A 12641-nucleotide genomic window follows, 5' to 3' on the forward strand; every position below is an offset into this window, starting at 1 on the left:
TGCGCGTTCCCCGGCTGCGACCGCCCACCCGCCTGGTGCCACGGCCACCACATTCGTTCCTGGCTCAACGGCGGACCCACCACCCTCGCCAACGGGGCACTGCTCTGCGGCTACCACCACCGCCTCATCCACCAAGACACCTGGCAAATCCAGATAGCCGCCGACGGCGCACCCGAATTCACCCCACCCGAATGGATCGACCCCAACCGCAACCCCATCCGCAACAACCGACTCCGAACCTGACAGACCAGGAGCAGCAGCGCGCCACCGCGCCAAAACGGTGCCCGGAACCACACCGCCCATCGAATGGGGTGCGGGCCTGCATTACGGCGCGGGCACCGAAAGGGGTGCGAGCTCGGTTTGGGTCGGGGCACCCTCGGCCACGAGAGCCGTACAAGGGTGCCCCGACCCAAGACCTCAGCCGCTCAGCCACTCGGCCCGCTCAGCCACCCGGCCGCTCAGCCGCTCAGCCGACCGCGGCGTCGCGGCGGCGGAAGCCGACCAACCCGGCGAGCATGAGGACGAGCGTGACCGCCAGCAACCACAGCAGCGGCTCCGCCGTGACCGCCCCACCAGGCACCTTCGGAATGTGCGTGAACGGCGAGACGTCCAGCATCCACTGGTCCAACCCGAGCACCGCACCGACCTGGCCGAGGAACAGGAACAGCGCGAACGCCCCCCAGCTCGCCGCCGCAACGCGGGGCAGCAAGCCGAACAACGCGACGGCGATCCCGGTCAGGACCCAGACGGCGGGTAGCTGTACGAGCGCAGCCCCCAGCGCGCGCGGCAGCTGCTCACCCACGTCGCCGGCGTTCAGGCCGTGCACCAAACCAGCCGTCGCACCGGCAGCTAGCAGCGCCACCACCGGTCCGAGGACCGAGAACACCAGGTGGCTACCCGCCCACCGCAGCCGACCGACCGCGGTGGCGAGGAGGGGTTCGGCCCGCAGGTTCGCTTCCTCCGAGCGCAGGCGCAGCGCCGCCTGGATCGCGTACGCCGACGCGATCAGGCCGAGGATGCCCATGATCCCGGCGAGGTAGAGGTCGATGAGCCCACCCCGCCCGCCCATCCGGGCGAAGATCTCCTGCAGCTGAGGGTTGTCCTCGACCATGTCGCCTACGCCGTCGGCGACACCCCCGAAGATCAGCCCGAGCGCCACGAACCCGGCAGTCCAGCTCATGAGCAGGCCACGGTGCAGCCGCCAGGCCAGGGCAAATGGGCTGCGAAGGCCCGGTGCGGCGTCCGCCGGGCCGAGCCGCGCGGCCAGGATGCCGGCGCCGACGTCGCGGCGCGCGGACACGGCGGTGGCGACGGCGATCAGGACCGCGGCGAGGGCGGCGCTGAGGACGAGCACCCACCAGCGTTCGCCCCCGAACGCCTGGATCCCGTGCGCCCACCCGATCGGGGACAGCCACGACAGCCAGGACAGCTCGTTTCCGGTACCACCCACGTCACCGGCGACCCGCAGCACGAACGCCAGACCGAGAACGCCGAGCGCGATACCTCGTGCCGCACCGGCCCCCTCGGTCAGCTGGGCGGCGACGCCGGCGACCGCGGCGAACACCCATCCGGCGAAGGTCCAGCTGAGGGTGAGCGTGAACGCACCGGATGCCGGCAGGCCTCCGCTCGTCAGGACCAGCCCACTCAACAGCCCGAGGACCAGCGTGGCGGTCATCGTCACGATGAGCGCCGCGGCCAAGCCAGCGTGCCGGCCCACGACCGTCGAGCCCAGCAGCTCGCGCCGTCCCGCCTCCTCCTCACCGCGGGTGTGGCGGATGACGGTGAGCAGGGCGATCAGGCCCACGATCAGGGGAAGGAAGCCGGCCCGCTGGGCGACCAGGCCACCCACGCTGGTGGAGTGGAGCGGGCCGTAGAGCGCAAGGAAGGTGGGGTTGGTGCCGCTTGTGGCGGCGTACTGCGCCCGCCCCGCCGCCGTCGGATAGAGCTCCTCGATGCCGGAGACGTACGACACCGGGATGACCGCCAGCAGGACGATCCAGGCCGGCAGGATGAACCGGTCCCGTCGCAGGATCAGCCGGATCAACCCGCCGGTGCCCACGAGTGCGTTCATCGGGACGCCCCCTGCGGCTGGGAGCCGGTGAGTTCGTCCTGGTAGTGGCGGAGGAAGAGCTCCTCCAGGGTCGGCGGTTGGCTGGTCAGGCTGCGTACGCCCAGGGTGGTGAGCTGCCGCAGCACCGGGCCGAGCTGGTTGGAGTCCACCTCGAACCTCACCCGGGTGCCGTCGACGCGCAGGTCGTGAACGCCGCCGAGCTGGGCGAGGCCGTTCGGTGGGCTGGCCAGTTCAGCGCTGATGGAGGTACGCGTGAGGTGGCGCAGCTCGGCGAGCGTACCCGTCTCCACGGAGGCGCCGTTCCGGATGATCGTCACCCGGTCGCACAGCCGCTCCACCTCGGCGAGGATGTGACTCGACAGCAGGACGGTCCGGCCCCGCTGGCGTTCCTCCTCAATGCAGGTGGTGAAGACCTCCTCCATCAGCGGGTCGAGGCCGGAGGTGGGCTCGTCCAGCAGGAGCAACTCCACGTCGGACGACAGCGCCGCAACGAGGGCGACCTTCTGCCGGTTGCCCTTGGAGTAGGTCCGGCCCTTCTTCCTCGGGTCGAGGTCGAAGCGCTCGAGCAGGTCCGCCTTGCGCTTCGGATCGAGGCCGCCACGGAGCCGGCCGAGCAGGTCGATGACCTCCCCTCCTGACAGGTTGGGCCAGAGGGTGACGTCACCGGGTACGTACGCGAGCCGGCGGTGGAGCGTGGTCGCGTCCCGCCAGGGATCGCCGCCGAGCATCTCGACATGGCCCGCGTCGGCTTGCAACAGGCCGAGCAGGATCCGGATCGTGGTCGACTTCCCAGCGCCGTTGGGCCCCAGGAAGCCATGTACTTCGCCGGCCCGGACGGTCAGGTCAAGTCCGTCCAGGGCCTGTGTCGGGCCGAAGCTCTTGGTGAGAGCCGCCGCAACGATGATGTTTTCCACGCGACAGACGCTAATGTGTTTTCACAACTTTGTGAATCTAACTGAATGTGTTAAGCATCAAGAAAGCGTTAAGACGTCATCCGTCGGGGGTCGGAGGACGCCAATGAGGAGGAGACACAGACATGAGCACCCTGGCCCGTCGCGACGACGAGGAGGTACGCCGGGTCGTCGAGCACATGGCGATGACCTTCGCGACCTGGGGCTTCCCCCGCATGCCGGCGCGGGTCCTCCTGACACTGATGGCCGCCGACGAGGACTCCCTGACGGCCGGCGAGCTGTCCGAACGGCTCGGCGTGAGCGCGGCCGCGATCTCGGGCGCCGTGCGCTACCTGACGCACCTCGGGATCATCGTCCGCGAACCCGTCCCCGGCTCGCGCCGTGACCGCTACCGCCTGCCCGACGACGTGTGGTACGAGAGCAGCCTCACCAAGACCGGGTTGTACAAGGGTTTCGCCGACCTGGCCGACGACGCCGTCAAGGCGCTCGGCGGCACTGACAGCCCGGGCGGCCAGCGGATGGGCGAGATGCGCGACTACTTCCTCTTCGTCAACAAAGAGGTGGTTCAGCTGCTCGACAAGTGGCGGGCGACGAGGGCCCGCACGGGCGAGGCATCCTGAGCGACCGCCACGACGCCCCGAAATGATCACGTTTACGTGGTCATTTCGGGCCTCGCATGGTGCCGACACCGTGTGAAGCAGGTACCCGCCGCGCGAAGCAGGTACCCGCCGCGTGAAGCACGCACCCGCCGTGTGAAGCAGGCACCCGCCACCGGTCAACAATTCCACCCAAGACAGGTCATTCCGTACGGATGGGTATTCTTCCGCGGTGGAAAAGATCAACGATGACCATTCCAACGATGAAGGCCATTCCCAACGCCCCGGCGGGGCCGAGTTCGTGGAGCTCCCTGTCCCGGCTGCTGGCCCCGAGGCGTACCTGACGACGCTGCAGAACGCGGATTGGTCGACGTTCACACCCTCCCGCGACCTTTCCAGACTTCGCACCTCACTTACCGAGCTCGAACAGACACATGGTGTGACGGACGCTCACTGGTTCGCAACCGGACAGATCGAGAAGGCTGGTGCGGTACTCCGCCACCCTCACAGCCATCCGGTCGAGATCGATGCTCTGGCACTGAGTCCATGCGGCCGTTACCTCGCGGTTGGCTCCTGGTGCGGTGACGACTATGAGCGTGGCGGTGCGCTGCAGGTTTGGGAGTTGGCCACGGGGCGATGCGTCAACGTTCTCGACGGTATCCACGGTGGCATCGGCTGGCCGAATTATGCGCGGACGATTCAATGGTCGGCCAATGGCGACCGGCTCGCCGTGGCGTTCAACACCAACATCGTGGGATTGTGGAATCCGTTCGGGGAGGATGTCGAGCCGATCGGCACCGCTGACGTCACCGATGGAAATTCCCGTCCGCCCGAGTTCGCGGTCGCGCCAGAGGGGACGCACGCCTACATAGCGACGTGGTCGCCATATGACGTGCTGGGCTGTATCGCCCCGCTTTCTGAAGGAAGCTTCTACTACAACTCGTATCACGAGGAACAGGTCCCGCAGTGGTTGGACAGGCCTCTCCCCGAGGCGGTCAAGGACATCCTCGGGGACACGAAGGTCTCCTTCGATCGAGTTTTCTGGTCCCGCGACGGGGCTCGGATTTACGGATACGGCCGGGCCGGCTGGGCGTGCTCGATCGATGTCGTGAGCCGGCAGGTCTCCTGGATCACCAAAGTCGGGGACAAGGCGGAGGCCCCGGTGTGGAGCCGGGACGAGCGTCTGTTCGCCACCGTGCTCGGCGGCCAGGTGGTGATTTCCGACGCCGAGACCGGACGGCCAGTTGCCGAGTTGCCTGACTGTCCCGGGGCACTCGGCCTTTCGTGGGGTGCTCGCGGAAATGTCGCGAGGTTGGCCGTCGCGCTCTCGGCTGACGACGACGAACACGGCAGGAAATGGTTCCGTCGTTGGGGACGGTCGAAAACGTCGAGAAGTGGCGTGGCCATCTACGACGATGGCAGACATCGCTACGACGTCGACGTGATGGTGATGGACAGCGGTGATTGGAACCTGTGGGATGCCACTCCTTGGGCGTGGGCGCCGGATGGCGAGCGGGCCGCCTGTCTCACCTATGACGGTATCGAGATCTGGTCGCTCGCTGACAAACCGAAGTGGCTGCGGACCTTCGACGCTCCGGAGGGCGTCTTCGGCCTGCTGTGGGGCGCGGACGACGTAGTGGTCGCGGTGGGTATGCACGTGCCGATCGAGGAAGTCAACAACACGCTTCGGTTTGTCCGGGCCAGCGACGGTGAGGTTCTCGGGGACTTCACGTTCCTGCGGGAACCATCCGGGCCGCGGCCGTTGGAACTCGACGGCGAGGATGTCGGCGAGGATCTGCGGGCGGATGGGTTCGGGGATCCGACATTCGTGCTCGATGACGAGACCTGGGCGGCTGCGTTCGGCCAAGGATTGGTCATCGCTCCTGAGGATCGGCGAGACGACCTCGACGCGCTCCTCGCCTGGACCGTCGATCGACGCTTCGCCTGGCCGATCCGCTGGGGCGGACTCGACGTCGTTCCCGATGCCCTCGCGGCCGCAGAACGCCTCGGCTCACCGCTGGACGAGTATCTCGAAGAGTTTCGTGGTCGGACCGGGCCGCCACCCGCCGCCGAGGCGTGGCCGCCGCCCAACCCGGCCACCCTGGACGACCTCTTTCAGGTCGCGCTCGAATCCGTCCTCCCGCTCCACGAGGGATGGGACACCCACGTCAGCGAGAACCTTCGTCATGCTGCTCGGCTGCGGGCGCGCCGTGGCGAGGTGCCGGGTGCCACGGAGCTGCTGGACGCGATCCCGACCGAGAGCGAGCGGCTTCGGGGTACGGCCGATGTCGCGATGATCCTCGCAATGGCCGGACGAACCGCTGAGGCGCGCGAGATCTTCACCCTCACCGATGCCGACGTCAAAGAGGTGCTGGACGACTACAACATCGCGTTGGGCGCGTCGTCGGTCGGTGGTGCCTGCGCGGCACTCGGCGATACCGCTCGTGCCGACGTGTGGTTCGACCGTGCACGTGCCGGAATCGAGCCCGAGACCAATGAGGGCGAAAACCGTCTGGCGGTCGCGTGGGCGCTGGTCGAGTGCGGCCGCGTCGACGAGGCCCGTGCTGTTTGGCGAGAAGTGACCACAACACCGTCGACCTTCTACAGCGCTCCTCTCCTGGCTTACCTGGTGCGCAGCGGCCGGGACGACCTCGTGCGGGAGATCCTGCCACTCAGGACGAAGTCGGGAATGGAGTACGTCACCTGGAACGACGGCGAGGAAGAACCACTAGGGCACCTGGAGGAGGGGTGGTTCGACGGTTGGGAAGCGGTCGAGGTGTTCACCAGCCTCGGGCGTCCGGACCTGGTTCGCGAATGGGCACAGATCTACGGCGACAGGTACGCGTGGGAAGAACTCCTCGAGAAAGCGGAGAGGAACGCAGCACTGGGCCGCGCGTCCAGGCCGACGGAGGCGGATGTCGCCGGCCTCACCGACGAGTACGCAACACTCCAGAAAACTCCGCGGGCCAAGCGGGAACACCCGACCGAACTCCTCATCCAACAGGCCGCCATGTGCAATCACCTCAGCGCGGTTCTGAGCCTGATACCGGCGCTGCCTGACGACGATTTCAACGGTCGCGCGAAATCCGCGTTCCGTTCGCTGTGGATCGCCGCTACGAGAGCTGACGTCGAACCCTGGTGACGACCGAACGCCGATCGCATTCGGCCACTCCAGTCGGGGTGGCCGAACGCGATCGGCGTCAGTCAAACGTCGCGGACCCCTCGAGGCTCAGTCAGGTTGGCAGTCCCACCGGGCGCGCGACATGTCGATGCGATCGCCTGCCGGCTCGCGAAACGGCGTACCTTCCGAACGCAACCGGCGGATCGCCTCGCCCGCATGGCAGTCCGCGGGACGCCCGTCTGCGCGCACCACGCGCCACCACGGCACTCCCCCGCCGTAGTGCGACATCACCCAGCCGACCTGGCGCGGCCCGCCGAAGCCGAGGTACTCGGCGATGTCGCCGTACGCCATCACCGATCCGGGCGGGATGCGCTCCACAACGGAGAGGACCCGCTCGACGTACTCCTCCGAGGGCATCGGCGGGTGCGGGATCTCAGTACGACGGCTTGTCGGGCTCAATCTGGTTGACCCAGGCGAGCACTCCGCCGGCCACGTGCACCGCGTCACCGAAGCCGGCACCCTTCGCGGCGGCCAGCGCCTCGGCCGAGCGACCGCCGACCTTGCAGTGCAGCACGACCTGCTTGTCCTTGGGCAGCTTCTCGAACGCCTCACCCGTCAGGAACTCGCCCTTGGGGATCAGCACCGAGCCGGGGATGCTGACGATTTCGTACTCGTTGCGCTCCCGAACGTCGACCAGCACGAAGTCGCGCTCGCCTCGCTCCCGGGCGTCGAGCCAGTCCTTCAGCGTGCGTACGTCAATCGTCGAATCCACCACAGCCTCCGCCGCTTCGTCTGAGATCACACCGCAGAACGCCTCATAGTCGATGAGTTCGGTGACGGGCGCGGTGTCGGGGTCCTTGTTGACCTTCAGCTCACGCCAGCTCATCTCCAGCGCGTCGAAGATCAGCAGCCGGCCGATGAGGGGATCGCCGATGCCGGTGATCAGCTTGATCGCCTCGTTGACCATCACCGAGCCGATCGAGGCGCACAGGACACCGAGCACACCACCCTCGGCGCAGGACGGAACCATGCCGGGCGGCGGGGGCTCGGGGTAGAGGTCGCGGTAGTGCGGACCGTGCTCGGCCCAGAACACGCTGACCTGGCCCTCGAAGCGGAAGATCGAGCCCCAGACGTAGGGCTTGCCGAGGATGACGGCGGCGTCGTTGACGAGGTAACGCGTCGCGAAGTTGTCGGTGCCGTCGAGGATCAGGTCGTAGTCGGCGAAGATCGTCAGCGCGTTGGAGGAGTCGAGCCGCTCCTCGTGCAGGTTGACCTTGACGTAGGGGTTGATCTCCGCGATCGACTCCTTGGCGGAGATCGCCTTCGGCTTGCCGACGTCGCTTTGGCCGTGGATGACCTGGCGCTGGAGGTTGGACTCGTCCACGACGTCGAAGTCGACGATGCCGAGCGTGCCGACGCCGGCCGCGGCGAGGTAGAGCAACGCGGGGCTACCGAGCCCACCGGCCCCGATGACGAGGACCTTGGCGTTCTTCAGGCGCTTCTGGCCGTCCATCCCGACCTCGGGAATGATGATGTGCCGCGAGTAACGGCGTACCTCATCAACGCTGAGATCGGGAGCTGGCTCGACAATCGGCGGCACGGACACGGCGAATCTCCTCGGGTGGTCGGGATCCTCTCTGGCACCAACCAGCGGTGAGGCCCTCATGTTCCCGCACCGGCCCCGCCCACGGACGGGCAGGGTCAGTGCGGGAACGGCGCCGGCCCGGTCACTCTCCGGCGTCCGCCTTCTGGAGTGCCGCGAGGTCGAGCTCGCACTCCTCACACGTCCCTGGTCGCGCCGTACCTGGGTATGACACCGGCGCCTCTCCTGTGGCCCCGGCGTACTACGGACCCTTCAAGGGACTTTCCGGATTCAGCCGACACCTGCCGCGGATGACGATGGAACGCATCAGAGCAGACACGACAGGGAGGAACGAATGTCGCGAACACCGCACACGATCCGCCGGCGGACCCTGATGACCACGGCGATGTCGGCAGCGGTCCTGGCGGGCGCCGGCTCGGTGGCACCCGCGATCGCAAAGACGGAGGCGGAGGCGGAGGTGCCCCAGCGGGGAACCCGGGCGGCGACGGTGGCCAGGGAAAAGGCGACGGTGGTCGAGGAGAAGCGGGTCGGCCGGCGACTGGTGGACCTGACGATCCAGTCGCCCGCGCTGGGCGGGAAGGGCGAGGTCCGCCTGCTCACGCCCGATGGCTGGGACCGGCGGCGGCCCGGCCAGCGTTGGCCGGTGTTGTACCTCCTGGCCGGCGGTGACGGCGACCACCTGACCTTCACCCGGGACTACCACGTGCAGGACAACCCCAGGCTGCGAGACACCCTCGTCGTGATGCCGAACATGCCGTTCTTCGGCTTCTACAGCGAAGCGGATCTGGGGCGACCCGGTGAAGCAGCGCCACATCTGGGCCGCGAACGATCCCTACTATCTCGCCGACAACCTCAAGGGCATCCCCGTCTACATCTCCGCCGGGGACGGCACCAAGGGCCCGCTCGACCCGCCAGACGTCGAACCCGACGAGGTGATCCCGGGCCTGGAGCACCTCAGCGAGCTCTACCCGCCCGAGGTGATCTCGCTGACCGAGGCGATCATGGGCGACGAGTCGCGCGCGGTGGCGTACAGCTCAAGCAGGCCGGGGTACCCGTCACCACGCACTTCACCCGCGGCACCCACAGCCCGGCGTACTGGAAAGACGAGCTGACCAGGTCCCTCCCGATGCTGCTCAAAGCGTTGTGAACCCACCGCGGCCGCCAGCTGACGGATCGCGGCCCCGGCGTCAGCCGAACGCGCTGAACGTGGCTTCCGCGCGGTCGCGCTTGGAGTACAGCTCCCAGGCGGCGTCGGCGAGGTCGTCGGGGTTGAGGGTGCGGTCTCCGGCGTCGCCGAACGCCGCCGGCTGGGACTTCACCAGCTGGTAGATGTCGCCGCGCTCGACGAGCCCACCGATGATCAGGGCGCCGGCGTACATCCCCTGATCAGCCAGCGCCGCGTGCAGGGTCAGGGCGTAGTTGCGCAGGGCCGCCGAGGAGATCGCCAGTCCGCCGAGGGCGGGCATCGGCAGAACGGCGCTGAGGCCGCCAGCGAACAGGAACCCGCCACCACCGCGTTCGGTCATGCCGGGCAGCACGTGGCCGACCACGTCGATGGCCGGGTAGACCCAGCTCATCGCCTCCTGGACGCCCGCCGCGTCAGTCTCGGTGATCGACCGCGGCCGGGCGTCCAGATCCATGACGCCCGGTCCGTAGTAGACGAGGTCAATACCTCCGTGCCGCTCGGTGATGTCGCCCAGGACCGCGAGCAGGCGCTCACGGTCGCGGACGTCGGCGACGAATGCGCTCGCCTCTGCGCCCGCCTCGGCGAGCGAAGCGAGGTAGCCGGCATGCCGGGTGTCACTGCGGGACACCAGCGCCACGGCGTAGCCCTCGCGGCCGAAGCGATGCGCGATGGACATGCCGAGCCCCGGGCCAACCCCGATGACGACGGCTGTCTTGGAAGTCGATGTGGACATGGCGGCGCCTTCCTGCGTACGAAAAGCCGGGAGGCGTTCTTCGACGCGATCTTTCCCGAGCGACTGACTGCCCTTGACCGGATCACGGAAGCGGCGCTGGCCGAGCCTGACGCGTGGGACGGGTTCGTCGGATTCCTCGAAGGGCTCTTCGCGTTACAGGCTGAGGATCTCGGGCTCAACGACGCACTGGCCCAGCGGTTCCCCGCGGCCACCCAGCTCAACGACGCCTGTCATCGCGGCTTCCAGCAGGCGGACCAGATCATCACCCGAGCCAAGAAGAGTGGGCAGCTGCGCGAAGACTTCGATCCGCAGGACCTCGCGACCCTGGTCTGGGCGATGTCGCAGGTGATCCGGGGATCGATGACGGTGGCACCGCAGGCCTGGCAGCGCTGCCTGGCGTTCTTTCTGGACGGACTTCGGGCGGACGCCGCACATCCGATCAAGGTCCCACCCCTGACGCCGAAGCAGGTCGCGGAGGCCATGCGGAGACCCGCCAACCGCACCTGACCCAGGCACGCGGGCGCCCGGCCGCTCTCGGACCTCGACGGGGAGCAGCTACTCGTCGAGGAGCCCGGCGTCGTGGGCGAGCAGTGCGATCTGGACCCGGTTGTTGAGGTCGAGCTTGGCGAGGATGCGCGACACGTGCGTCTTGACCGTGGAGACGCTGAGGTGGAGGGCCGCACCGATCTCGGCGTTGGATCGGCCCTGGCCGACGGCGACGGCGATCTCGCGTTCACGGTCGTTGAGCTGGGCCAGCCGGCTTCGGGCCCGGGTCCGCCGCCGCTCGTCCTCCGGATCGGCTACCCGGGCGATGAGCCGGCGGGTCACCGCGGAGGACAGCACCGGATGCCCCTGTGCCACCCGGCGTACCGCCTCGACGATCTCGGCCGGCGGCGTGTCCTTGAGTACGAAGCCGGCCGCACCCGCCCGCAGGGCGCGCAGTACGTGGTCATCGGCGTCGAAGGTGGTCAGGATGAGCACCTCCGGCGCATCAGGCCGCGCGCGCAGGACCTCGGTCGCCGCGAGGCCGTCCATCGCCGGCATGCGGATGTCCATGAGGACGACGTCGGGCACCTGCTGCTCCACCAGTGGCAGGACCTCGGTGCCGTCGCCGGCCTCCCCCACCACCGCGATGTCGTCGGCGCCGCCCAGCATCATCGCCAGGCCGGCACGCAGAAGCGGATCGTCGTCGACGATGAGAACTCGGACGGCCATGGTCTGCGATCCGGTCATGCCGGCCACGGTAGCCAGGCCGACAGGACGAAGCCGCCGTCGGTGGTGGGGTGGTGCTCGAGGCGCCCGCCGGACAGCGAGACGCGTTCGGCCAGACCGATGAGTCCCTGCCCTGACCCGTGGGGTGTGGTGGCACGATCCGTCATCGTCACGGGGGCAGCGTTACGGATCTCCACGGTCACCCCCTCCCCGGGGGCCCCTCGCACCGCCACGGCGACCTCGGCTCCGACCGCATGCTTGCGGGCGTTCGTCAATCCCTCCTGGACGATCCGATAGGCGGTACGCCCCGCGTTGGCGGGAACGCCGTCCGCCCGGGCGACGTCCAGCGTCACCGGCGTTCCGGCACGTACGGATTCGGTGACGAGGTCATGCACGTCCGCGAGGGTGGGTTGGGGAAGCTCGCCGACCGGCGCCCGCAGGACACCGATGACCTCACGCAGGTCCTGGAGCGCCTGATGCGCGCTCTCCCGGATCACCTTCGCCGCGCGCGCGATCTCCTCAGCCGGCGCGTCGGGGCGGTACTCCAGCGCCCCGGCGTGGACGCTCAGCAAGGACAGCCGATGCCCGAGAACGTCGTGCATCTCGCGGGCGATCTCCTCCCGGGCCAGGTGCTGCGCGTGCTCGGCGCGCAGGCGAGCCTCGGTCTCGGCGCGCACGGCGCGTTCCCGCAGGGACAGCACCAGCTGCCGACGGTGGCGGATGAAGAGACCCCAGCCAACCACCGCGATGGTGACGACCAGCCCGAGAAGTACCACGAAGAAGGGGGGTACGCCGGGGTCGGGACGCACGAGCGTGTACACCGGCACGCTGACCAGGCTCAGCAACCCGATCGCGAGGGTCACCCTGACCGGTCGGTAGATCGCGACGGTGAAGAGCGCCGCCGCCTGCGCGCCGGCCACGAGTTCGGAGTACGCCGAGACGGGGATGAACGCCAGGGAGAGCGCGACCGGCCACCGGCGGCGCCACCACAGCGCCACGCACCCCAGGGCGCCGGTGATCTGGTCGACCACGAGCAGCCAACCCGGCACGGTCGGGTCATCGAGGCGGTCCAGGTACATGAAGAGACCCATCACCAGCGCGGACAGGAACACGCAGGCGTCGACGAACCAGTCGCGCCGGGTGCGCGAGCTGGTCGGCGTGCTCACCGAAGCCTCCACGATCGACGAAGCTACCGTCCCACGCCCTGT

At 68.4% G+C, this 12641-nt stretch carries 13 protein-coding genes; 5 read left to right on the forward strand and 8 right to left on the reverse strand.

Translation table 11 applies throughout. The annotated features are described in order from the left end of the window. The coding region (locus B141_RS44870; protein WP_040423323.1) for an HNH endonuclease signature motif containing protein at window positions 1-243 on the forward strand (243 nt) is incomplete at its 5' end. 223 nt (window positions 244-466) lie between these two features. Here B141_RS44870 and B141_RS0136850 read toward each other — a convergent pair. Next, on the reverse strand, window positions 467-2071 hold the full coding sequence (locus tag B141_RS0136850; protein ID WP_020580181.1) for an ABC transporter permease: 1605 nt from the start codon (window positions 2069-2071) through the stop codon (window positions 467-469). Continuing rightward, window positions 2068-2985 (reverse strand): ABC transporter ATP-binding protein, encoded by a 918-nt coding sequence (locus B141_RS0136855; protein ID WP_020580182.1) that lies wholly within the window; start codon window positions 2983-2985, stop codon window positions 2068-2070. Before B141_RS0136855 ends, B141_RS0136850 begins: the two co-directional genes overlap by 4 nt. Before the next feature lie 122 nt (window positions 2986-3107). Here B141_RS0136855 and B141_RS0136860 point away from each other — a divergent pair, with 122 nt between their 5' ends. Both B141_RS0136860 and B141_RS0136865 read left to right on the forward strand, forming a co-directional pair. Further along, on the forward strand, window positions 3108-3602 hold the full coding sequence (locus B141_RS0136860; protein ID WP_020580183.1) for a GbsR/MarR family transcriptional regulator: 495 nt from the start codon (window positions 3108-3110) through the stop codon (window positions 3600-3602). Window positions 3603-3810: 208 nt separating this feature from the next. Continuing rightward, entirely contained in the window at window positions 3811-6720 is a 2910-nt protein-coding gene (locus B141_RS0136865) for a WD40 repeat domain-containing protein (RefSeq protein ID WP_020580184.1), read from the forward strand. Between the two features lie 87 nt (window positions 6721-6807). Here B141_RS0136865 and B141_RS0136870 read toward each other — a convergent pair whose 3' ends face one another. From B141_RS0136870 to B141_RS52495, 3 genes are all read right to left on the reverse strand, one after another. Next, entirely contained in the window at window positions 6808-7116 is a 309-nt protein-coding gene (locus tag B141_RS0136870; protein ID WP_020580185.1) for an MGMT family protein, read from the reverse strand. Between the two features lie 16 nt (window positions 7117-7132). Beyond that, window positions 7133-8305: an adenylyltransferase/sulfurtransferase MoeZ gene (gene moeZ / locus B141_RS0136875; RefSeq protein WP_020580186.1), complete on the reverse strand. Its 1173-nt coding sequence runs from the start codon at window positions 8303-8305 to the stop codon at window positions 7133-7135. A gap of 303 nt (window positions 8306-8608) precedes the next feature. Next, window positions 8609-8902: a hypothetical protein gene (locus B141_RS52495; RefSeq protein ID WP_202806054.1), complete on the reverse strand. Its 294-nt coding sequence runs from the start codon at window positions 8900-8902 to the stop codon at window positions 8609-8611. Between the two features lie 197 nt (window positions 8903-9099). Between B141_RS52495 and B141_RS51115 the strand changes: the two genes are divergently transcribed. After that, window positions 9100-9414, forward strand: a complete 315-nt coding sequence (locus tag B141_RS51115) for a hypothetical protein (protein WP_026257917.1) — start codon at window positions 9100-9102, stop codon at window positions 9412-9414. Window positions 9415-9489: 75 nt separating this feature from the next. Here the strand turns inward: B141_RS51115 and B141_RS0136890 are convergent, their stop codons facing one another. Further along, window positions 9490-10164, reverse strand: a complete 675-nt coding sequence (locus B141_RS0136890; RefSeq protein WP_237742907.1) for an SDR family NAD(P)-dependent oxidoreductase — start codon at window positions 10162-10164, stop codon at window positions 9490-9492. On the opposite strand from B141_RS0136890, the gene B141_RS44880 reads away from it, so the two are divergent. Further along, complete coding sequence (locus B141_RS44880; protein WP_020580189.1) at window positions 10150-10728, forward strand: SbtR family transcriptional regulator; 579 nt, start codon at window positions 10150-10152, stop codon at window positions 10726-10728. The genes B141_RS0136890 and B141_RS44880 overlap by 15 nt on opposite strands. A 48-nt stretch (window positions 10729-10776) precedes the next feature. Here the strand turns inward: B141_RS44880 and B141_RS0136900 are convergent, their stop codons facing one another. Continuing rightward, the gene (locus B141_RS0136900; RefSeq protein WP_026257919.1) at window positions 10777-11454 is read right to left on the reverse strand and encodes a response regulator; all 678 of its coding nucleotides are present in this window, start codon (window positions 11452-11454) and stop codon (window positions 10777-10779) included. Continuing rightward, window positions 11451-12599 (reverse strand): sensor histidine kinase, encoded by a 1149-nt coding sequence (locus B141_RS0136905; protein WP_020580191.1) that lies wholly within the window; start codon window positions 12597-12599, stop codon window positions 11451-11453. The genes B141_RS0136900 and B141_RS0136905 overlap by 4 nt, the downstream gene beginning before the upstream one ends. Between the last annotated feature and the right edge of the window lie 42 nt (window positions 12600-12641).

Origin of the sequence: Actinopolymorpha alba DSM 45243, from assembly GCF_000373925.1 — a bacterium.
Taxonomy (GTDB): Bacteria; Actinomycetota; Actinomycetes; order Propionibacteriales; family Actinopolymorphaceae; genus Actinopolymorpha; species Actinopolymorpha alba.